The following is a 24,874-nucleotide window of genomic DNA, read 5'->3' on the forward strand; positions in this document are numbered from 1 at the left end:
ATCTGAAATGTCTGCAAATCTAATAACCTATTTTTTTAAAATAAGCATCTACCTGCTTTTTATAATAAGGAGTTAAAGCAGGAAGGTTCTGCCGGAGCGTCTCCGTCTGCTGTTTTTGCTGAGCCTGGTACTTCTGAAGAGACGGCGGAATACGGGCAGGCAGTTCCTTAGCGGTATTTGCCTCTCTTTTCTCATCTAAATCTCGTTCATTGGCCGCCTTCTCAGCCTGCAACAATCTGGTCAAAATTTCTTTCTGGCGCATGATTGTCTGCTCCGTAAGACGTTTATTAACGAGATCAGTTTCGGTTTGTTCCATCAGTTTGCGCAAATTACTTAGATTCTCTCCTCCTTCTTTGCCCCCTGGTTGTGTAGAAGGCGGAGCCAGTTCTTTCATGGCGTTCCGAAGCATTTCCTGCTGCGCCGCCAAACGGGCCAAAGATTCCGACAAAGCCTTACCAGATTGCCCACTTTGCTTTAGTTGCTGGATTTGTTCGTTTAGCTGCTGCTGCATTTGCCCTAGTGCGCCGGGGCTCTGACCCTTTCCTTTTCCTTTGCCCTTCTTTTTGCCAGGGCCACTTTGTTGGGCGGCCATCATGGCGGCCTGCATTTGCTGCTGCACATCGCTAAGCATTAGCGCCAGATTGTTCATTGACGTCATGGCCAGTTGCTGATGCGTTCCGGTTTTGCCCAGATTCCGGTCCTTAATAGACTCAGAACTGCGCTTCATCTCCTCTTCCATAGCCCCGACCTCACGTGTCACAAATGACTGAATCTGAGCTACGCGTTTGGCCAAGGAAAGTAGGCTGTCTTCAATGATCTTGGCATCGTCAGACAGTTTGAGCTGCTGCTGGGCCAGGGCAATGAACCGAGGGTCTGATTGGTGTACGTTCCGGAAATCTTTCATCAGCTTCTCCTGGTCAAAAGAGAGCGTTACCAAGTTCTCCAGAATATCACGCAGATGGTCTAAGTTTTCCTGCATCTGTTGCATGTCTGATTCCATTGACATGCTCTGCATTTGCTCAGACATCTGCTTCATTTTTTGGGCAGCCGATTTTTGTGATTGGCTTGCCTTTTGGTTTTTGCCTTTGTCCAGATTCTCCTGCGCATCCTGCTGGTCTTGCTCAATCTGCTCTTCCATTTGGTCTGTGTCAGGCAAAGACTCAGGGTGCTCTAGCTGTTCGTTCATTTTCTCTGCTTCATTCAGCTGTTCCTGCGTCTTTTTGAACTCCTCTTGCAGTTTCTTTTGCTCTTCCTGCAGGTTTTGCTGCAGATTCTTATCAGGCTGCTTTTGTCCTTCGGTTTTCTGAGCAAGGTCTTCCTGTTTTTTAGCCAGTTCATCTAGCTTCTGCATTGCATTTTCAAGCTTTTGCTCTACCTCCAGCTGTTTAAAGAGCTCTAGCAGGCGGTCTAGTTCTTTCTGAAGGTTATCTTCTTGCTGGTTCAGCTTGTCTAGCAGCGGCTGAATCTTAGCTGGGTCTGGCTGTTTTTGTTGCAGCAGTTTCTCCAGCTCTTCATACAGCTTTTTGGTTTCGTCGTCCAGCAACTCGTCCATGAGCTTTTTAAGCTGGTCGCGTTTTTCGGCTAGTTTTTCATTTTGAGGCGAAAAACGCTCTTGCTGCTGGTTTAGCTGCTCGTTCATTTTCTGCAGCGTGTTCAACTCTTCCTGCAGGGCCTTTTTCTTCTCGGCAAGCTCTTGCAGCGCTTTTTTGTCTTGCCAGCTCAGTTCTTTCTTTACTTTCGTTTTTTCTTCGTTCTGCTCCAGCGACTTTTGTAATTCCTCGGCTTTGCTTAAAGAAGACTTCAGCTGTGATTCTACCTGTTGCGAAGATTCTTCAATTGATTTCTGCGCCTCGTTAAGGTCTGGGAATTTAAAGGTGAAGGTAGAAGTGCGGGCGCTTTTTGGCTGGGGCACCTGGTCGTTGTCGGTTACCTGTACAAAATACTCCAGCTTCTCCCCTTGTTTGAGCTGCAGCGGCTTCAGGTTGAATTGGTAAAAATATGACTGGGTAGGAATGGTAGGGTTGTAAGGCATGGCCATCGCCTTAAAACTTGGTGCCGGTTGATTGTCTTTCACCACGCGGTAGTGCAAGGCCAACCTACTGAAGCCGTAGTCATCAGAAATAGTGCCGCCCACCACTAAGTAAGAGTACAGCACTGAATCACGGAACTGCTCTAGAGTGATTTCAGGGTGACGATCTGGAATGACAGTAACTTGGTGGGAGATCTTTTCTTTGTTCTCAGAGTACCGGTTACGCAGGTGCATGCTGAAGCGCTGGCTCTGCATAAAGGTTTTGTTTAATACAAACTCTTCTCCCTGGGCCTGTGCTTTCAGCTTCTGGGCAGGCTCCTGAAACTGCAGCCAAATAGAATCAGCGTCATCGGCGGCGAAGCGCCAAGTTACCTTGGTACCTTCCGGAATGGTTAAATCACCAGTGTTGTCTAGTATTTCATTGGGCTTGCGCAGGTATTTGGGGTAATTTAGTTCTGCTTTGAGCTGGCGCAGCACTGGGCGAGGTACCACAGTTAACGTGTTAGGCTTTGAGTAAAAGCCAGCGCCGGTAAACTGGAAATCAACTGATTCTTGCACCTGCTGGAATTCGTGCACGTAGGTTTGCCCTTTCCCTTTTCTCAGAGGTATTTCACGGCCATTTATTACCACGGCCACTTCCTCCGGAATTGATCTTCCTTCAATGGCTACTTCCAGTTTGAAATTTTCGCCTTTGAAAGCTCGCAATGATTTGTTCTGCACCACAAATTGAAAAGGAGCTTCAGGGGCGTAATGGGTCTTAAAATCAATTATGCGGCGGGTACCTTGCACGAACAACGCAGGGTAAATAAATGCCAGTACCAATACCAACACCAAAGGAAGTGCCAGGTATTTAAAGTACGACTTGTTGTTTTGGGTAATCTTGATTCGCTCCGGAAACTGGTAGCCAGACAATTCTTCAGAGCGTTGCTCCACGCTGGCGGCAATTAGATCATTCTCTTGGGCGGCATTGCGAAGTTGGAGCAGGTTCAGGAGCCTATCTTGTATTTCGGGGAAGTAGTGGGATACTTGTTGAGCCGCCTGTTCGTCTGAGAGAAGTTTCTTAAGATTGGCCAAGGCCATGAGCGGGGTCCAGAGCCAACGGATAACGGCAAATGCGCTGAGGCCTAAAAAAGAGAAGAGCAGAAACGCTCTGACCTCTGGCTGAAAGTAAAAGAAATACTCCAGAAGCGTCATGAGCAGGAACGAAGACAACAGCAAACCTGTAGCCAGCAACGTTCCTTTGAAAAGCAGATTCAGGTAGAACTTGCGTTTAAACGCCTGAAGCTGCTGTAATACAGTTTGTAAAGATCCGGCAGCCCGCATACTTTTTGTTTAGAATGAGAAAAGTAGCCCCAAAACAGCCGCGAACAGAATTCTCCTGCTAAGGCTGTTTCACAGTAATCATACGTAATTGATCAGTAGAATATTAACTCTTTTTAAGACAAGTTTAGTATAAATAAGAACAAAGGAAAGAAAAGAGCTGCGTTTTTGGCCTGCTTTTTAGAAAACAGACCAAAAACGACAGAAGTTCTTCCAGATTATTGCTGGTACAGTTGTTCTGTTTAGCTGTGTCTTTAAAACAGGTTGTACAGCTTATCCCTACCCTTCTACCGGATGCATCTCCAGCAGAACGGGGCAGTGGTCAGAATGTTTAGCCTCTGGCAAAATAGCGGCACGTTTCATCTGAGGCTTCAACTGCTCTGACACCAACAGGTAATCAATACGCCAGCCCAAGTTCTTCTCACGTACATTAGCACGGTAGCTCCACCAAGTATATTGGTGCGGCTCAGAGTTGAAGTGGCGGAACGAATCAACAAAGCCATCTTGCAGAAAGCCGCTGAACCAATTTCGTTCTTCAGGCAGAAAGCCAGAGCTTTTAGCATTTGATTTCGGATTGTGGATATCTATGGCTTGATGGCAAATATTATAGTCGCCGCAGATAACTAAATTAGGCACTGTAGCCTTTAAACCTTGAATATACTGTTGAAAATCGCGGAGCCATTCCATCTTAAACGCCTGCCGCAAATCACCACTAGACCCAGACGGCATGTACACGTTCAACACTGAATAGCCTGCATAGTCGGCGCGGATAACTCTGCCTTCTTGGTCGTACTGTTCAATGCCACAGCCAATGCATACGTTCTTTGGTTCTACCTTAGATAAGATAGCCACGCCGCTGTAGCCTTTCTTTACTGCTGGGTGTAGGTAAACTTTATACCCAAGTTCCTCAAAGGGAGCTTTGTCAAACTTAGTTTCGTCAGCCTTTATCTCCTGCAGGCACAGCACGTCTGGATTAGCGGCTCTTACCCAATCTACAAATCCTTTTGAAATGGCGGACCTGATGCCATTTACATTATAACTGATGATTTTCATGTACTACAGCTGATCGAAATATTCAACGGCATGCCATTTCAGCATCCGCTCCTGTTCTTTTAAATTACATGCCGGCAGCGGCTTCACCGATTTCCAGTGCGGCCATCCGTCTTGGTCAGTGCCTTCCAGTTGATAATAACCCGAAAGGCTCAATAGTTTGCAGGTAGCTATGTGCATCAAATCCTGCTTTTCTTCCTTTGTGAATTCCCGTAGCCCCTGCCCCAATTCCTGAATACCAACTAAGAATAGTATGGCGTTCAAGTCTGGCTTCTTGCCGAATTTCTGTTTCAGGTCTTGACGCAAAGCTGCCCACCGGACATCAAAGTCTTCCTCGTTCTCCATGGGTATTTAAAGAGTGAATAAGTAATGAATTGAATGAAGGATGTTTCTTTGATCCTTCATCAATTCTTGTTGTAAAGGCTGTTTTAGACCTGTTTTAGCGAAAACAAGCCTAAAACAGCTTTTGTTCTCACTTTTATTAAACCTGTTGTTCAGTCTTTAGTTCCTCCCAATACTCCACTGCGCGGCGGAAGTGCGGAATCACAATAGAACCACCGATTAAGTTGGCTATGGCAAAAACCTCATACACCTCTTCGTCTGTTAGGCCGCATTCAAAGCACTTGCCCAGATGGTATTTAATGCAGTCATCGCAGCGCAATACCATGGAGCACGCCAGACCCAGCATCTCTTTGGTCTTCACATCCAAGGCCCCTTCAGCGTAGGCATTAGTATCTAAATTGAAAAAGCGTTTGATTACTTTATTGTCGGCCGCCATGATTTTTTCGTTCATGCGGGAACGGTAGTCGTTGAATTCTTTTATTAAGCTCATTGTTGTGCGGAATTAACAGGGGCATCATTGCTCCTTATGTAAAGTTACACCAAAATCCGCAAGAGTCTATGGCTGCCGTACTCACAGGTTTACAGAGCTTGGTACATGATTTTTTGGCGCTGATTTATCCGGAGCACTGCCGTGCCTGCGGCGGAGAATTGGCCATGGGCGAGGAAGTTATCTGTAGCCACTGCCGCATAAAACTTCCTTTCACTGATTTTCACCTACACCCCAAAGACAATCTTTTGCACCAAGTGTTTTGGGGAAGAGTGCCTATTCAGTTGGCTACTGCTTTTCTTTTATTTCAGGAAAAAGGAAGAGTGCAGCGGCTCTTGCACCAACTCAAGTACAAGGGTCAGGAAGAAGTAGGTGAAGTACTAGGCAGGTGGCATGGTGCAGCTCTGAAAGTACAACCCGATTTCTCTTCTGTTGAAGTTGTTGTTCCAGTGCCGCTACATAAAAGTAAATTGAGGCAGAGGGGATACAATCAAGTAGCAAGTTATGCTAAGGCTGTAGCGGCTGCATTAGAGGTACCTGTAGCGGATGATGCTCTGAGAAAAAATAAGTTGATCCGTACCCAAACAAAGAAGAACAGGCAAGAGCGCTGGGAATCTATGCGCTTACTATACAGCATTCATAAAGCTGAATTAGTGCATGGAAAGCATGTGCTCTTGTTAGATGATGTGGTAACTACCGGTGCCACTGTTGAAGCGTGTGCTGATGCTTTATTACAGGCTGGTGCCAGTGCGGTGAGCGTAGGCGCCATAGCGTATACTTTGTAAAAGCAGTTGTGCCGTTACCTAGTTTAAGTAGATAGAGCAAACTGCTTTTAAGGTTTGAAGGCCTATATAAAAAAAGAAGAGGACCAGAAAACTGGTCCTCTTCTTTTTTTATAAAATATGAAATTTAGTCTTACTTGCTTGATCCAGTGTTGATCATGGCGCAACGGAAACCTATGGTAGAAGTTGCTGAATCTTGCTCTAAGAAACGACGAGTACCAGGAGATAACCAGTAAGCAACATCTTTCCAAGATCCACCTTTGTAAACACGTACTGTGTTAGTGATCAAAGACTGAAATTCAGAAGCAGCATACATAGAAGAGTCATCTAATGCTCCGTTTCTACGTACTGGGTTCAAATCTTCCATATCTTGGAAAGACAACGGACGATACACGTCTTGCACCCACTCATTCACGTTACCGGCCATGTTATATAAACCGAAGTCATTTGGCGGGTAAGCGTAAATGTACTCAGTGATCATAGCGCCATCATTCAAAGAACCAGCAATACCGGCATAGTCACCGCGGCCACGTTTGAAGTTAGCCAGGAACTGACCCATGTTTCTTCCGTAAGGGTTACGAACCTGGTGGCCATCCCATGGATAGATACGCTTGTTAAGCTGGTTTTCTTCTTCATCTAACTGGGTGCCAATTAGAGCTTGAGCAGCATATTCCCACTCTGCCTCTGTTGGGAGACGGTAGTTCGGCAACACGGCTCCTGATTCAATAGGAAGTCCTGCGCTTGGGTCAAGATCTCCATCATAATCTTCGGCTAAAACCTTGTTAACCATTTGTGTACGCCATACGCAGTAGTCGTTGGCTTGTCTCCAGCTAACTCCTACTACAGGGTAAAAGCGGAAACCTGGGTAACGCAGGTAATAATTTACGTAAGGGTCGTTGAAAGAAAGTTCACGTTCCCAAACCAAGGTATCTGGCAAAGCAGCCTTATACAATACCTCTGATGAGTCACGCATGTAGTGAAGGTACTCTAACCAGTGAATGTTGGCTACCTCGGCTTCATCCATAAAGAAAGAAGCAACAGTAACCGTACGTTCAATATTATCACGTGTCAAGGCCACATCTTCTTCAGCGGAGCCTAAGGTAGTTCTTCCCCCTTCAATAAACACCAAACCCGGTCCTTGTGGAAGGTCGCTGTAGTCAGCTACAGTGAATCCTGTACCATCATCTCCCTCATCATACTCTACCCCTGTAGCAGTACTTACGCTACCAGGTTTACGGCTTGTAGGATGATCACCCTTGGAGCAGGAGGATAATGCAATTATCCCTGCAGCCACAACGAACATAAATTGTTTAGACACTCTCATAAAAATTGGCAAAAACCAGGTAAAATTGTATTCTTATCTTTAGTATACCTTTTAACTTACAATATTATAGAAAATTAGAATGCTGGACAAGCTATCCTGTTATAATTTTTGTCTGCCCCCAACCGCTTGAATATCTGGAGGTAATCAACTTTTTCAAATGATAACGAAATCTCATGGGTTGGGCCTATAGAAATTGCATTACCAGATAAAGAATGCCTGTAGCCGTATCCTAATTTTAATCCTTTATGTGTAACGCCCGCTATGCCACTTATAGTACTTGCCGGAGCATTATTTTTAAAAGTAGGTAAATAACTGTGGCTCAAGCCTATAGTAAAAGGAGTGACAACCATGTACATAGCGCCATCTACCCTTTTATACCCACTTTGCTGCATGTATGAAACTGTGGGGGTAAAGCTGATTTCTTTAAATGAATTTTGATCGAAATAGTTCCTTGCGTAAAACCGGTAGCCGGTATGCACCTGTAACAAGGGGGAAACGGTGTTGCCAGAAGACTCGCCTACAGAAGGATTATTTAACTGTTGTACTGACGCACCTGCCCAAAACTGATCAGTGAAAAGAAGAAAGCCAGTTGCCAATGTAAGATAAGAAGACCTTTCCTGAGTAAGAGGTTCGGCGGTAGGTTGTTGTACCTGGCCATTGCCTCCCAGCTGATCTTCAAACATTAGGCTTCCATAACCTGGACGTAAGAAACCGTACCCTACCTGCACGCCTGCACTAAGGTCAAGATTTTGCCTTAACTTAGTGTGGTAAGCATACGTTGCGCCTACTTGAATTCGGGAGTAACCAACGCCAATACTCCTATCATTCAAGATGGTGGCTCCTACTGCATTTTTATTTTTTTGGAAACGGTACTCCCCGCTCAACCATTGGGTACTAAAACCGTCTTCTATTCCGGTCCACTGTGACCGATGGCCAGCGGTAACACTGTAGTCAGACAATAAACCAGTGAAGGCGGGGTTTAGAAATAGGCGATGGGCGTACTGCTGCACCGGTGGGTTTGACTGCGCCGTGGCAGGCTTAGAGAATAAAAAAAGTGCTGAAGCGGGTAAAAATAAGAGTGGCGTAGCCCATTTATTAAAAAAATAAGGACGGCACGTAAATTGCAAGCGCTTAGCCAAGCCCGAAATAATTTTTAAATAAGTAAACTTACAAGCTGAAAGCACAGCATATACCATTATGAAAAAAGTATTAATAGGGGTAGCAGTTTTCTTTGTAGTGCTGGTGGCCTTAGCGGCACTGGTGCCCGTTCTGTTCAAAGATAAAATCAAAGAGCGACTAGATAAAGAAATAGCTAAGAATATAAACGCTCAGGTTTTATACGAAACAGATAACGTTAGTTTATCCCTTTTTCGCACATTCCCTAATCTTGCCTTAAGCATTAAGGACCTGACCATTGTAGGAAAAGACTCCTTTCAGAGAGATACACTGGCCTACTTGCCTGACTTTGCTCTGGGGCTAGACCTAATGAGCGTGGTCACCGGAGATGAAATGGTAGTGAAGTCTGTGCTGATGGAACAGCCCAGAATAAAGCTTTTGGTGTTGAAAAGTGGTATAGCCAACTGGGATATTTTTATTTCAGACTCCACACAGGCCACTACTGAAACTGACACTACTGATTTTAAAATGGGAATTGATCAGTGGAAAATCAATAACGGACAGTTGGTGTACCGTGACTTGAGTATTCCATTTGGAGTAACCATGTACAACGTGAACCATACCGGCAGTGGTGATCTAGCCCAAGATGTGTTTGACATGGAAACCCACACCCAGGCTGAGAGTTTTACCATGTCTTATGATGGCATCAACTACATTGAGAAAAAGAAACTGGCGGCCGATGTAACCATGGCCATGGATTTGAACAAATCTATTTACACGTTTAAAGACAACAACTTTAAGCTGAATGAATTTGTGTTGGGTATGGCAGGCTCAATTGGCATGCCAACAGATGATATTGCCCTTGATCTTACCTTTAAAGCACTGGAAACTGATTTCAGGAATTTATTCTCTTTAGTACCGGGCGTGTTCAAAGATGATTTCAAAGATGTGAACACTGACGGTAAAATAGCCTTCAACGGTTATGTAAAAGGTGTGTACAACGAAACAACCATGCCTGGTTTTGGAGTAGATTTAAAAGTATCAGAAGGAACTTTTAAGTATCCTGACCTGCCCCAGGCTGCCAAAAATATAAATGTTGACATGAGCGTGAAAAACGCTGATGGCAATATGGACCACACCGTGGTAGACATCAGAAAGCTACATCTTGAACTAGGCAAGAACCCTATTGATGGCCGTGTTCTCATTGAAGGTTTCTCCCCTATGAAAATAGACGGTAATCTGCAGGCCAAGCTAGATTTGGCTGAAATTACGAAAGTAGTTCCTATAGAAGGCACTACCCTGCGCGGACTGTTAGCAGTAGATGCCAAGGCTAGGGGAGTTTACTTTGAGAAGTACATGCCTATGGTGACGGCTAAATTAAACCTTACCAATGGCTATGTGAAATCAGCAGATTTTCCGGCTCCACTTGAACAGGTGACTGTGGTTTCTACCATTACCAACAATACCGGAAACGCTGCCGATACCGATGTGCAAATCTCTAGCTTCAAAATGCTCTTAGACAAGGAGCCGTTAGAAGGCAGAGTCTCTATTCAAGACATCTCTCGGCCAAAGTTTGACGCAGTTATCAACGGTGTGTTAGACCTGACAAAGCTTACTAAAATATTTCCTATTGAGGGCACCACCCTTAGCGGAAGATTAACTGGAAACATACAGGCTAAAGGCAATATGACCGATGTTGATGCCGGCCGCTATGATAATGTGAACGCCAGCGGAACGGTGCAAATAGCGCAGCTGAACTATAAGAGTACAGATTTGCCTCAGGGCATGAAAATAAATTCAGCACAGGCAGTTTTCAACAATGAGCGGGTAAACCTACAGCAGCTAGATGGAGCATTAGGTAAAAGCGATGTGCAAATGAACGGCTATGTAGCTAACTACATGGGCTACCTGTTTGGCAAAAACCAACCGCTGCGGGGGCAGTTCAACCTAAAGTCTAACTCTTTTAATGTGAACGAGTGGATGGTGGAAGAACATACGGGTGAACCTGTTCCTGCTTCTACGCAAGAGGCGCAAGGCGTAGTACAGATACCGGCAGACTTAGATATGGTGTTGATAACCCAAGCTGGAACGGTGATATATGATAACCTGAAACTGCAGAATCTGCAAGGGAAGGTTAGCCTCAAAGACCAAATAGCTAAGCTGGAAGATGTAACATTTACCACATTAGGAGCTCAGTTTTCCACAACTGGTACCTATGACTCCAGAGACTTGATTCACCCCACCTTTGCGTTTGGTCTTGACATCAAAAACCTTGATTTCCAAAATGCCTTTAACTCTTTCAGCACTGTTCAGCAATATGCTCCTATTGCTAATCTGCTAAAAGGAAAGTTTTCCACTAAGTTTAACATTAATGGTGAGTTAGGTGCCGACATGATGCCAGTGATGAGTTCGCTTACAGGTAAGGGTGTGGTAGAAGTGGTGGAAGCTTTGGTGAGCAACATTACTGCTATCAAAAAGATCAGTGACGTAACTAACCTGCAGGACGTGCAGAACTTTGTTGTGAAGAATAAAGGCTTCGCCGCAGAAATACTGAATGGTAACCTGGTAGTGAAGCCTTTCGATTTTGATGTAAACAACATTAAAATGACAGTTGGCGGCACCAACAACCTGAGCGGAAATATTGATTATGTAGTCGCCATGGATGTGCCATCTGGAAAAGTAGGTAATGCCCTTGCTACAAAACTAACCAGCCTTTCAGGAGTTCAGAATTTAGAGGGACTAGAGCGGGTAACATTACAACTTGGCGTTACCGGTGATTTTAAAAGCCCAACGGTTGCGCTAAAAGGAAGTAGCCTCAAAGCAGAAGCTTCTAATATTGTGAAGCAGGTGGTCACAAACAAGCTTGAAGAAGTAGTGAAAGACAAAGCAGGTATTAATTTGCCTACTAACACAGACAGCATTAAGGCAGAACTGGCTAAAAGGCAGCAAGAAGCAGAGCTTAGAGCAAAGCAAGAGCTGGAGAAAAAGCGGGCTGAGGCAGAGCAGAAATTAAGACAAGAGGCTCAGGGTCAACTCAACAAACTATTTAACCGAAATAAGCCTGCCACCACCGCTCCGGATACTACTAAGAAACAGTAAGTTGTAAGAGCTTAGGTACTTATTATACTATTAAAGCCGCTGTTTTCGGGCTCCTTTTCTAAAAAGAGCAAAACAGCGGCTTTAATTTTAGGTGCAACTGATAGAGTTAGCGTAGGATTAGTGCTTTTAAGTTTATCGGAGTGCAGAGTGCTTACTTCCTCCAATGAGGCCACAATTTTCCTCAGGTAATTTTTCTGAAGGTATTTTACCAGTTCACTTTGGTTGCCGTCTCACAAGTTCCTATCCTCCAATTACTCTCCTATTTCTTCTACATAAAGTACAGCTACATTTTCCTTTGCAAATAACCAGCAGAGGTGGTTTATCTTCTTTAACTCATCTAGAAATCAACTTTACTAATTGCCTAAAACTATATTAGAGGAGAACAGTATAAGATTTGCTGCCTTGCAGCATGTTGTTTTACCTTATGCTTACTTATGAAAAAGAATTTTTTGTTTGGGATGTTGCTTTTCGCAGCTGCTGGCTTTACCGCCTGTTCTTCTGATGAAGATGCTGCCGGATCTGCCAGAATGGAAGTAAGAATGACCGACGCTCCCGGTGATTACCAAGAAGTAAATGTGGATATACAGTCAGTGCAGGTTCACAGAAATGCCAATGATGATGAGTCTGGCTGGGTAACCCTAGACAATATAAGACCTGGCGTGTATAACTTACTGGACTTTGCCAACGGAAAAGATACCTTGTTAGCTTCAGCGAATTTGCCTGTTGGTCGTATTTCCCAGATAAGACTGGTGTTAGGCAATAACAACTCACTAAAACTAAAAGGGGAAAACACTACCCGCCCGCTTAATACACCTAGCGGACAGACTTCAGGTGTGAAGCTGCAGATCAATGCCGATTTAGAGGCTGACGTGACTTATGTGGTGCTACTGGATTTTGATGCGCCAAAATCAGTGGTTCCCCGCGGGAACAGTGGGCAATACAATTTAAAGCCCGTTATCAGAACAATAACTAAAGCAGTGGCCGGCGGTATAAAAGGTACTGTTACTCCGGCTGCCGCTAAACCTGGTATTTTGGTAATTTCCGCCGCCAATGACACTATCGGGGGCTTTGCCGACAGCAACGGGAATTACCTTATTAAAGGGGTGCCGGCTGGTACTTACAAGGTACAGTTCTCAACAGTAGCTCCGTACCAGAATAAAGAAGTGACCAGTGTAGTAGTTACTAATGACCAAATAACGCAAGTACCTACTGTTGATCTCAACTAAATTATAATTTTGTTATCCACATGAAAAAGGCGCAGTTGCTATACAGCATCTGCGCCTTTTTCATGTGGATAAATATCTGTTTTAGGGCTGCTTTGTGAAAAATAAGCCTAAAACAGGAGACTATAATTCCAGATCTTGTCCGTACTGAATGCGCACGTAAGTGACATAGTCAGAGTTGATAGGCTCATGACCGGCCAATCTGATATGTCTGGTTACTTGCCCACGGTGGTAGGTGGCGTGGTTAATAGCGTGGGTTAAAATATCACGTACTTTGGTGGAATATTGTTTGCCTTGGGTATTGGTATACTCTATGGTGCGGTTCAGTTCAGCTTCATCTGCCTGTGTGTATAATTCAACTAATTTAGGTGAGGTCTGCTCATGCAACTTGTGCAATTCCTCCAGCGAGTGTACCTGCAGAACAGTCACAGGGCTTTTGGTGCCGGTAATACGGGCAATCCAGATGGCTTGGGCATTTAGCAGGTGGCTGAACATCAACTGCGAATATTCCGGCAGTTCTCCATTGATATTGTCCAGGCTTTTAAGTATTCGGCCGTTAGCCCACACGTTATATTCCGCAAGGTTTTTAAGTACGTCGTTAGATGTCATGTTTTTGTAGCTTGATGTAAAACAAAGGCCTAGGCCTTAGAACCGGGCAAAAGTAGTAAACGCAGGCTTTAGAACGAATGTTTAGCCAAGCTTTTGCACTAATAGTTCTAAGTAAGGCATAAAAACTAGCGCGCCAATTAGTACTGCGCACATTGAAATAATCAACACAGCCCCTGCTGCAATGTCTTTAGCCTTGCCTGCTAAAGGGTGAGGTTCCGGTGAAACCAAGTTTACTACCACTTCAATGGCTGTATTAAACAACTCCGCCATCCAGACCAAGCCAACAGCCACGAAAACAAATATCCAGTCAACTCGGGTAATTTGCAGAAAGAAGCCTGTGGCGATGACTAAAACAGTTGAAAGACAGTGCCATCTTAAGTTGAACTCAGTTCTAAAGGCTGCCTTGATTCCTTTTAAGGCATACCCAAAGCTGTTTAGTCTTCTTCTGAAAAAGGGAGGTTGGCTGCTTTTCATGCTGGCAAATTAACAACTTGTACTTACGTAAAAAGTCAGTTGCCTGTATCTATCTTGTCTGGTGCACTTCTTTTAAAATGAAAAGCCACATTTTAGTGGCTTTTCATTTTAATGCTCAACTTATAAGTAATAGTTTCTACACTTTAATAATGATGTTCTTCCTGTACATAATGTACAGAATAACCATCCAGAAGGCTATCCAAGTAAGTGCCCAGGCCAATGATGCATTGTAAGGTGACAAGGCTGGCGTGTAGAAAGTCTCATACAGCCATGTTTTACTGTCTACCTCTCCGGTAGGCGTGTCAACCTTGATCATGGCCATTATACGCGGTATGAGGCCTGACAAAAAGAAAACTGTAATAGCGTTGACACCATACACTAAAAAAGGAGTGGTAAACCTGCGGTATCCCTTCACATCTATGAGCCAGTAGCAGAGCCCAAGCCCTAGCATGGCTAAACCCGCAGTGTATAACACAAATGAGCTGGTCCAAAGGCTTTTGTTGATAGGGAAATGTAGATCCCATATCAGTCCGGCGCAGGTGCAGATTACTCCCCACACCATTAGCCAAGCTATTTTGTTTCCTGCGTCGCCTATCTTCTTGAGCCACTGTCCCACCAGTACGCCTATCAGAGCCGTGGCTACAGCCGGTAAAGTACTTAGCACTCCTTCAGGATCCCACACCTTAGAAAATTTCCAAAGGTGGCCAGGCAGCAGGGAGTTATCAACCCATGCGGCCATATTAGTAGTAGGCTGTAGATTAGCCTCCCCTATTCCAGGAACTGGAACAAACATCATCAAAAGCCAATACCCCACCAGAAGCACCGCTAACACTGTGATTTGAGTTTTCCGCTCTGTTTTAAGAAAGAGAGCGGCTGCTATGATAAACACTACCCCTATTCGCTGCAGTACCCCTGGTATGCGTACAGTAGTAAAATCGAAAGTGGGAAATAATGCCAGGAATAAGCCCAGAGCGAACAAGGTAAGGCCTCTGCGCACAATCCGGAGGAGCGTTTTATTGTGTGTTTCGGGCTGTAGTTTTTTGCCTGATAAAGCATAGGCAATAGAAACCCCTACTATAAACAGAAAGAACGGAAACACCAGATCGGTGGGGGTGCAGCCATGCCACGCCGCATGTTTAAGCGGTGGATAAATCTTGCCCCAGTTTCCGGGGTTATTTACCAAAATCATGGCTAAAACAGTAATGCCTCTGAAAACATCTAGCGAGCGTAATCGTGGAGCTGTGGTAGTGGCCGAGGCAGTACCTAACGTGGTTTTATCTTGTGGCGGGGGTGGTGAGGTAGTAGTTTGCACGGCAGTATAAATAATAAGGTGTAAATCTTGTACAGCTTTTGAGAGCAGAAACACCATTTAAGCTACTTGAACAGAGTAGCAAAGCCAACAGCTTGTTGCTTCAATAGACAAAATTTAGTAAATTTTAGCTTTCAACGCTCTTCACATCCTCTTCTAATGAGGTGCTTCTAAGTCAAGTTTAGCAATCATTACCAACTTAGCAAATAATGGGAAATGATTTATTAAATAAAATATTAAACTTGTGCTTAATAGAAATAAAAATAAAGAATTCATATTGGCGCATTGGTCTGTAAGGTTTTTTTCATATACCTTGCATGTTCTTCAGAACTCTAGTACAACTAATGAGGCCAAGATTCCCTCAGAAGGAACTAAGGTTCTGAACAATAAAAATCAGCTGGCACTTATTAAGAATGAGTGCCAGTATTAAAGCAGTTAGCTCATTCTTACAGCTATTGTTGATTTAGAATGGAATGGGCAGATCAAGAGATGAACTTCTGATCAGTAGAAGTGGTGTATCAGCTCGGCTTCAGGTATTCCTTGTAAATTTCTTTTTTATATAAGAAATATTTGATAGGATGATTTTTTCTTTAAATTAGTTCTTAAAATTTATTATAAATTATTGGCACTAAGAAAAATCATTTTAGAACTGGATAAGATATTGGTTTTGCAAATGCTAGTTCAGGCTATTGTTTGCGCTAAACTATTTTCAGTTCATATGCCATGAGTACTGTTCATTTTAGCCTCTAAATTTAAGCAGTGTTCAAGGGTTGAAAGCATTGAAAGTTTTAATTATAAACCAGACTTTAAAACGAAGCCTATGTAATGATCCTCGCCCCCTTTGCCTTGTTGCTTTAACATCTTTCACTAATTACAATCAAGTTTCCCTAAATCCTTATCTATGAAAGTAGTATTACGGCTTATGCTATTTGCTATGAGCTTTCTAATAGCTCAAGCGGGTTTTGCCCAAAGCAAAACCATTACCGGGAGGGTTACCTCTGCAGATGACGGCTCTCCGCTGATAGGAGTAAGCGTGGTGGTGAAAGGCACTACCAATGGTGCTTCTACCGACGTGAACGGAGGCTATTCTATTGAGGCTGCCCAAGGCAGCACTTTGGTGTTTAGCTATATTGGTATGCTCCCGCAGGAGCAAACCGTTGGAACAGGTAGCACTATCAACGTGGCTATGCGTTCAGATGCCAAAGTAATGGAAGAAGTAGTGGTAGTAGGTTACGGTACTCAAATGAAGAGTAATGTAACAGGTGCTATTTCTACAGTTGATCCGGCGGTGTTAGATTCTAGACCTGTGCCAGATGTAGCCCGTGGGTTACAGGGTACGGTGCCAGGTTTGACCATTACTACGGCTAGTGGTCAAATTGGAGCTACACCAAGTATCAAGCTAAGAGCCTTTACCGGTACTCTAACAGGAACCGGCGGAGCCCAGCCTCTTATCTTGGTAGACAACGTTGAGATTCCGGATCTGCAAATGATCAACCCAGATGATATTGAGTCAATTTCAGTATTGAAAGATGCGGCTTCTTCTTCTATCTATGGAGCCAGAGGCGCTTGGGGTGTGATTTTGATTACAACTAAATCAGGTAAAAGAGGAGCTCCAGCCAGAGTTACGTATTCAAACAACTTCTCTTGGAGCAAGCCAACCCAAATCCCTGAAATCGCTCCTTCTGTAGAGGGTGCCGAAGTAGCGTTTTTGGCCAGAAGAAGAGTTGACCCATCTGCCACATTAATCAGCGCGGCAGGTGTAAGGGTAGATGAAACAGCTATCCAGAAAATGCGGGAATACCGTGAGCAGTACGGCGACGGTAGCCAGTTCGGATTAGAAATGGTAGAAGGCCGTGATTATGAAATCAGAGAAGGAGGTGTCTTCTTCTACCGTCCTTGGGATGTGAATGATCTGTTCATTAAAGAGTGGGCTCCACAGCAAACCCATAATCTTTCTGTTTCTGGCGGAAGTGATAAAACCAACTACAACTTAAGCGCAAGTTATTTAGGTCAGCAAGGGGTATATAAAGTAAACCCAGATAACTTTAAACGTTACACCATTAATATGGGGGTTAATACCTCTGTAACTGATTGGTTAGACATACGTGGTAAGTTCTTGTACTCAAGAACAACCCTCACTGCTCCTTTCATGTTCTCATCGGCCACTTATGACTATTGGCATTACCTGTACCGCTGGCCAGCTATCTCGCCTTACGGTACCATCAATGGCAGACCATTTAGAAATGCCATTACTGAGGTGCAGCAAGCCAAAATGAACGAGACGAACGAAAACTTTAACCGGATAAATGTTGGCGCCACCTTCAAACCAGTTAAAGGATTGACGGTAGATGTTGATTATACCTACGGCAGAAAGAATGATGATGACAAACAAGTAGGTGGGTCTATCACAGCTTTAAACCACTGGAATGGTATTACACAGAGCAACGAAATTGCTTACCAGACCTATACCAGCTCTGCCTTTGATAGAGTAAGTTACTCAAACTGGTGGAACAACAGACATACAGGGAGAGCATTTGCTACTTATTCAGTAGATGTTAACCAACATGCGTTCAAGTTTATACTTGGCGGTGATGTGGAGCAGTATGAGAACTGGTACCTGCATGCCAGAAATACAGGATTGATGGATCCTAACGCTGGTGAGTTAAGCTTGACCAATGGCACCACTCCTATTATTGGTGGAGCGCATGGCAACTGGGCTACCTTAGGTACTTTTGGTCGTTTCAACTACGCATTCAAAAACAAATATCTGTTAGAGCTAAACGCTCGTTATGACGGTTCTTCACGTTTGTCACCAACTACAAGATGGGGCTTCTTCCCATCTATGTCTGCTGGTTATGTTCTTACAGAGGAGCCATTCATGGAGTTTGCCCGCCCTGTGCTTTCTTTCTTAAAAGTGAGAGGTTCTTGGGGTTCAATCGGTAATGAAAACACTTCAGTTGGAAACATCTATTCTATCATGCCAAAAGTTAACTCAGGTTGGTTGATAGCAGGAGTTAACCAGCCAACCGCGGGTACACCTCAGCCTTTTGATGCCGCTCTTACTTGGGAAACTGTCACAACCCTTGACTTTGGTTTAGATACCCGTTTCTTCAACGATAGATTCGGTATTGGTTTTGACTGGTACAGAAGAACTACTTCTGATATGTTTGCTCCAGGTCTTGAAATGCCATCTACCTTCGGGACCACGGCTCCAAGACGTAATTTCGGTGAGTTGAGAACGCAGGGTTGGGAATTTGCAGTTGACTTTAAGCACGCATTTGGTAATGGCCTGAACATTAATGCTACCGCTGTATTGTCAGACTTTCAGGAGAAAATTATTTCTTACCCTGCCGGCAGATTGATCACGAACAACTATGAAGGCAGAACTTTAGGTGAGATTTGGGGTTATGAGACTGATCGTTTCTTTACTGAAGATGATTTCCAGAAAGATGCTGATGGTAACATTATCACGGTAAGAGGTGTGCCACAATTAATAGATGGTATTCCAGACCAAACTTTCTTGCAGAGTGGTGCACTTAGATTCGGCCCCGGCGATGTGAAGTACAAAGACTTGAACGGTGACGGTAAAATTGACCAAGGCGACAACTCTATTGATAACCCAGGTGACAAAAAAGTGATAGGTAACACCACTCCTCGTTACCAATACAGCTTGCGTTTAGGTGCTGATTTCAAAGGCATAGATTTTAGCATGTTCTTACAAGGTGTGGGTGCCCGTGACTACTGGGCTACTGGCCAAATGTACTTGCCAGGTTGGAGAGCACATGAGGCATGGTATACTCACCAGTTAGATTACTGGACTCCAGAGAATCCGAACGCTTTCTATCCAAGACCAACGCAAATGACAGAGGCTAGCGTTTTCAACTTCCAGCCTCAGACTAAGTATTTGTTGGATCTTTCTTACCTGCGTGTTAAAAACGTTCAGTTAGGTTACACCATACCAAAAGTGATCACCACTAAGGCTAAAATTCAGCGTTTGAGAGTGTATTTGAGCGGTGAGAACGTGTTTACTTTTGACAATTTGAACGGTGTGCCAATTGACCCAGAAATCAACGTGACTTCGGCAAACCTGAATGACCAAACTGGTGTTGGTCGTGTGTATCCGTACAGAACCTCTTACTCAGTTGGTGTGCAGATTACCCTTTAACATCTAAATTAATTTCCGATGAAAAATAAATTATTTGCTTTTATACTCGTTGCACTTACGGCTTTTAGCTGTGATGACGATTTTCTTGAGAAGCCGCCGTTAGATGCCCTGACTGACGATACCTACTGGTCTAGTGAGAGTAATGTAAGAACCTTTTCTTACGGATTCTACTCTGATTACTTTACCGGATACAGCAGTGGCTATGGTATTGGAAGATACTGGACAGGGAACAACCAGGTGCTGAGTGATGACGTGGCTCCTACCACCCCTGCGATTTTTACTTTAAACCCGCCTGCTTCTGGTGGAGGTTGGACTTTCTCTTACGTTAGAAAAGCTAACATTTTCATTGAAAGAGTTCAGGACATGAGCGTGCTGAGTACTGATGCTAAAGCACACTGGGTAGGTATAGGTCGTTTTTTCCGTGGCTTAGAGTATCATGATCTGGTAAGACGCTTTGGTGATGTTCCTTACTATGACTATGTTCCAGAAACCAGTGACCTTCCTCAGCTGTATAAGCCCCGTGATTCACGCACTATGGTAATGGATAAAGTGTTGGAAGATTTCCAATATGCCGCTGAAAACGTTCGTCTTACTGATGGCGCTAAAGGCTTAACTGTTAACAGAGATGTGGTGCTGGCTTACATGTCACGGGTGTTCTTGTTTGAAGGTACCTGGCAGAAATACCACTTGAACAACACTGCTAAAGCTCAAGAATACCTTAATGCTGCCAAATGGGCTGCTAACGAAGTAATTGCTTCAGGCAGATACAGCTTAGGTGACTACAGAGATGTATTTACTTCTTTAGATCTGAGCAACAATCCGGAGGTGATTATGTTCCGCCAGTATGAAGATGGTATTTTGCAGCATTCTACCCAAAGCCTTAACAACAGAGAAGCGCAATCTGGTGCATCTAAAGATCTGATTGAAGCTTATGTGACCAAAAACGGTTTGCCGGTACGCCAGCCAGGAAATGACCAGTACCAAGGTGACCGTGGAATGGAAAATGTTGTTGCTAACAGAGACCCACGCCTTACTGAAACATTTGTTGATTCAGTAAGATTGTTAGGTATGACCTACAACGGCAAGCCAGTTTATAATTATTCTTCGTCTGGATATGTATCTCACAAATTCCTGAATGAAGCTAACAAAACTGAGCCACTTGGCAACAACAACCTGAACGTGACAGATGCTCCTATTATCCGTTACGGTGAGGTTCTAATCAACTATGCAGAGGCTGCCGCTGAGTTGGCAACCTTAGGTGGTGCGGCTCTTACTCAAGCTGATTTAGATAAATCTGTAAATGTGTTGAGAAGCCGTCCAGGTGTTGGTGTAGCTCCTCTACAGGTAGTAGGTGGTTTGCCATATGCCAGCGGTGTACAAATTGAAGATCCAGAAAGAGATTCATCTGTGCCTGCAATGATCTGGGAGATCCGCAGAGAGCGCCGTGTGGAGCTTGTGTTTGAAGGTTTCCGTTTCGATGATCTTAGAAGATGGAAGAAATTGGAGTACGTTGACACAGAAGCTAAACCAGAAATCAACAGAGGTGCCTGGGTAAGCAGAGATCACCCTGACTATAAAATTTCTGCTGCTATTCAACTTTCTCCAAATGAAACTACTCCGCCAAGTAGAACAATAAGAGAAGGTTATGTTGTACCATCTTTTGCTGCTACTGGTGCCAGAATATTCAACAATGACAAATATTACCTGTTCCCATTACCATTGAACCAAATTAACCTGTACTCTTCACTTGGGTATGAGTTAGCTCAAAATCCAGGTTGGGAGCAGTAATCTTCTAGAGTAACAGAAGATATTTTAAATCCCCTCTGAGCCTTTGCTCAGAGGGGATTTATTTTTTCAGAGCCTTTGTTGAATTTTTTAGTCTGTTCTATGCTCTGTTTTTATGCCTCTCTTCTATTAATGCATCTGTTGACTGTGTAGAGGCATTATTTGGGAACAAGTCCATGTTACCAGAAAAACATAGCTACTCATATGTATCAAGGTTCTACTGCATGCCATAAGTACAGCAATGTTTAGCGACCTTCTTTACTGCTCATGCGCTTTTTCTTTACAAGTGTGTACCAATTGAAATGGAGTAGAAACAAAAAGCCCCTCCGCCGCAAGGCAGAGGGGCTTTTCTTTTATAGAGCTATTTTCTAAAAAACAGCCTGAAAACATATTCTTACTTCTTTAAGGAGCCAATCATTTCTTCTGGTTTAACCCACTCAGTAAATTGCTCATCAGTTAAGAGATCTAAGTCTAGAGCGGCTTGGCGAAGGGTGGTACCTTCCTTATGGGCTTTCTTGGCAATTTTGGCGGCGTTGTCATACCCAACGTGTGGGTTCAAAGCAGTTACCAGCATGAGCGAGTTCTCCAGCTGGCGCTTAATTACTTCGTGGTTTGGTTCAATGCCAACGGCGCAGTGTTTGTCAAAAGAATCGCAGGCGTCACCAATCAGGCGGGCGCTCATGAGCAGGTTAAAGATCATCACTGGCTTGAACACGTTCAGCTCAAAGTGACCGTTCATTCCTCCTACTGACACGGCTACATCATTGCCCATTACCTGAGCACACACCATGGTCATGGCTTCTGCTTGGGTTGGGTTTACTTTGCCTGGCATGATAGAAGAACCTGGCTCGTTTTCCGGAATGATAATTTCACCAATACCAGAACGTGGCCCAGAAGCCAGCAAACGAATGTCATTGGCTATTTTCATCAAGCTCACGGCTAATTGCTTCAGAGCACCGTGCGTTTCAACAATAGCGTCATGCGCGGCCAAAGACTCAAACTTGTTTTCAGCTGTCTTCAATGGCAAACCAGAGAATTCGGCAATCTTTTGGGCTACCAGTTCAGCATACCCTTGTGGAGTGTTCAAACCAGTACCAACGGCTGAACCACCCAAAGCCAACTCGCTTAAGTGGTCTAAAGTATTTCTCAGGGCTTTCATGCCATGGTCTAACTGCGAGACGTAGCCAGAAAGCTCTTGGCCCAAGGTAAGCGGAGTGGCATCCATTAAGTGGGTACGGCCAATCTTCACCACGTGCATGAACTCCTGCGATTTGCTGTGCAGGGTATCACGCAGTTTCTTTACCAACGGCAGGGTATGATCGGTCACAATTTTATAGGCCGCAATGTGCATGGCCGTCGGGAAGGTGTCGTTAGAAGACTGTGACTTGTTTACATCATCGTTCGGGTGAATTTTCTTCTTTTCATCCAGCAAGTCACCCCCCAATAGTACGTGCGCGCGGTTGGCTACCACTTCGTTCACGTTCATGTTGCTTTGGGTGCCGGAGCCGGTTTGCCACACTACCAGCGGGAATTGGTCAGCCAGGTCACCTGCCAAAATCTCATCGCACACACGGCCAATGATCTCCGCTTTGTCTTGAGCTAGTACTCCCAATTCGGCGTTGGTGTAGGCGGCGGCTTTCTTTAAAATAGCAAAGGCCTCAATTACTTCAGTGGGCATTAACTGGCCACCAATGGTGAAGTTTTCTTTGGAACGTTGGGTTTGGGCGCCCCAATATTTATCGGCGGGTACCTCAACAGGTCCCATGGTGTCTTTCTCTATGCGTACGCTCATGTCTTTTAAGAATATGGATTAATACATCAGATGCCTCAAAACTACGCAATAATTCACAAAAAAACGGGAAGCAACTTAGCTTCCCGTTTTTGGCCTGTTTTCTGGAAATTAGGTCAGAAACAGCTTCATATTCAACAGACTCACCATGATTTAAAATGTCAAGTTCAAGCTTCTGCCCTATCTGCATGCCTTCCGGACGGTAGCCGAGGGATCTCACAAACTCCAACAGAAACAGGCTTAGTTGTTTCTTTAAAGCCTATTTTAATACAGTTGCTAAGAATAGAGACTCCTTTTCAGAACTATCTCCTCGTTAGATCCCTCGGCTATCGCTCGGGATGACCGGAAATCATTAGCACATCAACACATTTAGTCATTATCACATTAAACATTACTTCTTTCTTCTTCCGTTGGAGGTTTCAGAGAGGGGGCTTTCGTTGTGCAGGCGGTCAACAGCGGCAACGGCGTAGGTGTAGCGCTCACCTGGCTTTGCGGTTTTGTCTGAGTAGCCGGTTTCTTGGCCGTAGTGTAGCGTAAGAATGTGTGCCGGATTTTCTTTGTTGATGAGGTGACCCTGAGGCACGCGGTAAATAACATAGTAGCGGGCGGTATCTCCGTCTGACGCTTTTTCTGGAGCCTGCCACGTGAGCGCCACGCACTCTTTGGTAGCCGTAGCCTTTACTTTTTTAGGAGCCACTGGAGGTATGCTATCCAGCCATGGCATGGTAGGTATGAGGGCCGGCATGCGGTAAAAGTTCTGCCGAAGGCTGTCTTGCACGCCCAGCGGGTTGTTCATGACTGATTTAGAACTGAAGTACACGCTGCCGTGCACGCCTTCCGTAGAACGGTTCAGGCGCAACTGCCTACCAGATTCCAATGGATCATGCCATTCGGTAAAACGAGCATCGGTATTGACGCGGTAGGTACCCTGCCCAATGTAGTTATGCTTGCCAAAGCTATTCTTAGCCCACCAGTTCAGCATTTTGGCATAATCAGCGACAGGGTAGCCAATGTGGAAGTACAGCTGCGGCACGTTATAGTCAATCCAGCCTTTCTCCATCCAGCCCCGCACGTCCGCATATAAATCGTCATAGTTGTTGATACCGCCTTTGGTGTCTGAGCCGCGGGGGTCTTGGCTTTGATTGCGCCAAATGGCAAACGGACTGATGCCGAATTTTACGTAAGGTTTCTCGGCTTTGATGCTGTCACTTAAGGCTTTTATAACTACATCTACATTATGGCGCCGCCAGTCAGCTTTATCTGTGAAGCCGGTTCCGTAGTTGGCAAAGTCTTCATCGTCGGGGAACGGGTCTTTGGTGGGGTACGGGTAAAAGTAATCGTCAAAATGAATGGCATCAACATCATAACGGCGCACCACGTCCATGATCACGCCTACAATGTATTGCTGCACTTCAGGCAGGCCCGGCTTAAAGTATTTCTTTCCACCGTAGGTGATAAACCAGTCAGGCTTTGTTTTGGTGATATGGTCTTTATGTATTTTCTCGCTGATGGTGTCATGGGTGGCGCGGTAGGGGTTAAACCAGGCATGAAATTCCATGCCGCGCTTGTGGGCCTCCTCAATCTGAAATGCCAGCGGGTCATACGGAGGATTTGGTGCCTGCCCTTGCTTACCAGAAAGCCAGTGCGACCAAAGTTCTTTGTTGCTGCGGTACAGGGCATCAGTAGTAGGGCGAACCTGCACAATAACAGCGTTGATGCCCGTTTTCTGGTGCTCGTCCAGAATGTAGCGGAACTCTTCCATTTGCGTTACCGGCGAAAGCCCCTGTTGGCTGGGCCAGTCAATGTTAGCCACGGTAGCAATCCAGACGCCTCTGAACTCACGTTTAGGCGCTACTTGGGCAGTGGAGGAAAGAGAGAGCAGAACGAAAAGCAGTAAGGACAATAGAACTGCCCGTGCTCTAGAAAGGTGCATCATAAGTAGGTGAAGGTTTAGTGGAATAGACCTTTAAG

Annotated in this window: 16 protein-coding genes; 5 read left to right on the top strand and 11 right to left on the bottom strand. The window is 44.6% G+C overall.

Annotation, left to right across the window (positions count from 1 at the left end; genetic code table 11):
• Window positions 1-19: 19 nt before the first annotated feature.
• The 4 genes from A8O23_RS14705 to A8O23_RS14720 all read right to left on the bottom strand — a co-directional run bounded on the left by A8O23_RS14705 (window position 20) and on the right by A8O23_RS14720 (window position 5,231).
• On the bottom strand, window positions 20-3,352 hold the full coding sequence (locus A8O23_RS14705) for a DUF4175 family protein (protein ID WP_066622543.1): 3,333 nt from the start codon (window positions 3,350-3,352) through the stop codon (window positions 20-22).
• 276 nt (window positions 3,353-3,628) lie between these two features.
• On the bottom strand, window positions 3,629-4,402 hold the full coding sequence (locus tag A8O23_RS14710; RefSeq protein WP_066622545.1) for an exodeoxyribonuclease III: 774 nt from the start codon (window positions 4,400-4,402) through the stop codon (window positions 3,629-3,631).
• 3 nt (window positions 4,403-4,405) lie between these two features.
• Window positions 4,406-4,744: a hypothetical protein gene (locus A8O23_RS14715; protein ID WP_066622546.1), complete on the bottom strand. Its 339-nt coding sequence runs from the start codon at window positions 4,742-4,744 to the stop codon at window positions 4,406-4,408.
• Between the two features lie 136 nt (window positions 4,745-4,880).
• The gene (locus A8O23_RS14720; protein WP_066622551.1) at window positions 4,881-5,231 is read right to left on the bottom strand and encodes a carboxymuconolactone decarboxylase family protein; all 351 of its coding nucleotides are present in this window, start codon (window positions 5,229-5,231) and stop codon (window positions 4,881-4,883) included.
• Between the two features lie 68 nt (window positions 5,232-5,299).
• Between A8O23_RS14720 and A8O23_RS14725 the strand changes: the two genes are divergently transcribed.
• Window positions 5,300-6,013: a ComF family protein gene (locus A8O23_RS14725; protein ID WP_066622647.1), complete on the top strand. Its 714-nt coding sequence runs from the start codon at window positions 5,300-5,302 to the stop codon at window positions 6,011-6,013.
• A 130-nt stretch (window positions 6,014-6,143) separates the two neighbouring features.
• Here the strand turns inward: A8O23_RS14725 and gldJ are convergent, their stop codons facing one another.
• A complete protein-coding gene (gene gldJ, locus A8O23_RS14730; RefSeq protein WP_066622553.1) occupies window positions 6,144-7,334 on the bottom strand; it encodes a gliding motility lipoprotein GldJ in 1,191 nt (396 codons plus the stop codon).
• Window positions 7,335-7,408: 74 nt separating this feature from the next.
• Window positions 7,409-8,461: a PorP/SprF family type IX secretion system membrane protein gene (locus A8O23_RS14735; RefSeq protein ID WP_161486747.1), complete on the bottom strand. Its 1,053-nt coding sequence runs from the start codon at window positions 8,459-8,461 to the stop codon at window positions 7,409-7,411.
• A gap of 70 nt (window positions 8,462-8,531) precedes the next feature.
• Here A8O23_RS14735 and A8O23_RS14740 point away from each other — a divergent pair, with 70 nt between their 5' ends.
• Both A8O23_RS14740 and A8O23_RS14745 read left to right on the top strand, forming a co-directional pair.
• Window positions 8,532-11,549 carry an AsmA-like C-terminal region-containing protein gene (locus tag A8O23_RS14740; RefSeq protein ID WP_066622557.1) on the top strand — a complete coding sequence of 1,006 codons (3,018 nt, stop codon included), beginning with the start codon at window positions 8,532-8,534 and terminating at the stop codon, window positions 11,547-11,549.
• A 434-nt stretch (window positions 11,550-11,983) separates the two neighbouring features.
• Window positions 11,984-12,775 carry a DUF4382 domain-containing protein gene (locus tag A8O23_RS14745; protein ID WP_066622559.1) on the top strand — a complete coding sequence of 264 codons (792 nt, stop codon included), beginning with the start codon at window positions 11,984-11,986 and terminating at the stop codon, window positions 12,773-12,775.
• A 120-nt stretch (window positions 12,776-12,895) separates the two neighbouring features.
• Here the strand turns inward: A8O23_RS14745 and A8O23_RS14750 are convergent, their stop codons facing one another.
• From A8O23_RS14750 to A8O23_RS14760, 3 genes are all read right to left on the bottom strand, one after another.
• The gene (locus tag A8O23_RS14750; protein ID WP_066622561.1) at window positions 12,896-13,381 is read right to left on the bottom strand and encodes a DinB family protein; all 486 of its coding nucleotides are present in this window, start codon (window positions 13,379-13,381) and stop codon (window positions 12,896-12,898) included.
• A gap of 81 nt (window positions 13,382-13,462) precedes the next feature.
• Window positions 13,463-13,855, bottom strand: coding sequence for a diacylglycerol kinase family protein (locus A8O23_RS14755; protein WP_066622563.1), 393 nt, complete (start codon window positions 13,853-13,855; stop codon window positions 13,463-13,465).
• Between the two features lie 136 nt (window positions 13,856-13,991).
• The gene (locus A8O23_RS14760; RefSeq protein ID WP_074988400.1) at window positions 13,992-15,167 is read right to left on the bottom strand and encodes an acyltransferase family protein; all 1,176 of its coding nucleotides are present in this window, start codon (window positions 15,165-15,167) and stop codon (window positions 13,992-13,994) included.
• 931 nt (window positions 15,168-16,098) lie between these two features.
• On the opposite strand from A8O23_RS14760, the gene A8O23_RS14765 reads away from it, so the two are divergent.
• Both A8O23_RS14765 and A8O23_RS14770 read left to right on the top strand, forming a co-directional pair.
• Complete coding sequence (locus A8O23_RS14765) at window positions 16,099-19,329, top strand: SusC/RagA family TonB-linked outer membrane protein (protein WP_204377704.1); 3,231 nt, start codon at window positions 16,099-16,101, stop codon at window positions 19,327-19,329.
• Window positions 19,330-19,347: 18 nt separating this feature from the next.
• On the top strand, window positions 19,348-21,117 hold the full coding sequence (locus A8O23_RS14770) for a RagB/SusD family nutrient uptake outer membrane protein (RefSeq protein ID WP_066622573.1): 1,770 nt from the start codon (window positions 19,348-19,350) through the stop codon (window positions 21,115-21,117).
• A 391-nt stretch (window positions 21,118-21,508) separates the two neighbouring features.
• On the opposite strand, the gene fumC is transcribed toward A8O23_RS14770, so the two are convergent.
• Both fumC and A8O23_RS14780 read right to left on the bottom strand, forming a co-directional pair.
• Window positions 21,509-22,906: a class II fumarate hydratase gene (gene fumC / locus A8O23_RS14775; protein ID WP_066622574.1), complete on the bottom strand. Its 1,398-nt coding sequence runs from the start codon at window positions 22,904-22,906 to the stop codon at window positions 21,509-21,511.
• 388 nt (window positions 22,907-23,294) lie between these two features.
• Window positions 23,295-24,839 (bottom strand): glycoside hydrolase family 10 protein, encoded by a 1,545-nt coding sequence (locus A8O23_RS14780; protein ID WP_239693418.1) that lies wholly within the window; start codon window positions 24,837-24,839, stop codon window positions 23,295-23,297.
• Window positions 24,840-24,874 lie beyond the last annotated feature (35 nt).

Origin of the sequence: Rufibacter roseus, assembly GCF_001647285.1 — a bacterium.
GTDB classification, from domain to species: Bacteria; Bacteroidota; Bacteroidia; order Cytophagales; family Hymenobacteraceae; genus Nibribacter; species Nibribacter roseus.

What these genes read in the sequence shown, in the direction of transcription:
- A8O23_RS14740 (WP_066622557.1), top strand. Translation starts at nt 8,532, where the DNA reads ATGAAAAAAGTATTAATAGGGGTAGCAGTTTTCTTTGTAGTGCTGGTG.
- gldJ (WP_066622553.1), bottom strand. Translation starts at nt 7,334, where the DNA reads ATGAGAGTGTCTAAACAATTTATGTTCGTTGTGGCTGCAGGGATAATT.
- A8O23_RS14755 (WP_066622563.1), bottom strand. Translation starts at nt 13,855, where the DNA reads ATGAAAAGCAGCCAACCTCCCTTTTTCAGAAGAAGACTAAACAGCTTT.
- A8O23_RS14715 (WP_066622546.1), bottom strand. Translation starts at nt 4,744, where the DNA reads ATGGAGAACGAGGAAGACTTTGATGTCCGGTGGGCAGCTTTGCGTCAA.
- A8O23_RS14770 (WP_066622573.1), top strand. Translation starts at nt 19,348, where the DNA reads ATGAAAAATAAATTATTTGCTTTTATACTCGTTGCACTTACGGCTTTT.
- A8O23_RS14705 (WP_066622543.1), bottom strand. Translation starts at nt 3,352, where the DNA reads ATGCGGGCTGCCGGATCTTTACAAACTGTATTACAGCAGCTTCAGGCG.
- A8O23_RS14710 (WP_066622545.1), bottom strand. Translation starts at nt 4,402, where the DNA reads ATGAAAATCATCAGTTATAATGTAAATGGCATCAGGTCCGCCATTTCA.
- A8O23_RS14765 (WP_204377704.1), top strand. Translation starts at nt 16,099, where the DNA reads ATGAGCTTTCTAATAGCTCAAGCGGGTTTTGCCCAAAGCAAAACCATT.
- A8O23_RS14780 (WP_239693418.1), bottom strand. Translation starts at nt 24,839, where the DNA reads ATGATGCACCTTTCTAGAGCACGGGCAGTTCTATTGTCCTTACTGCTT.
- A8O23_RS14725 (WP_066622647.1), top strand. Translation starts at nt 5,300, where the DNA reads ATGGCTGCCGTACTCACAGGTTTACAGAGCTTGGTACATGATTTTTTG.
- fumC (WP_066622574.1), bottom strand. Translation starts at nt 22,906, where the DNA reads ATGAGCGTACGCATAGAGAAAGACACCATGGGACCTGTTGAGGTACCC.
- A8O23_RS14745 (WP_066622559.1), top strand. Translation starts at nt 11,984, where the DNA reads ATGAAAAAGAATTTTTTGTTTGGGATGTTGCTTTTCGCAGCTGCTGGC.
- A8O23_RS14750 (WP_066622561.1), bottom strand. Translation starts at nt 13,381, where the DNA reads ATGACATCTAACGACGTACTTAAAAACCTTGCGGAATATAACGTGTGG.
- A8O23_RS14720 (WP_066622551.1), bottom strand. Translation starts at nt 5,231, where the DNA reads ATGAGCTTAATAAAAGAATTCAACGACTACCGTTCCCGCATGAACGAA.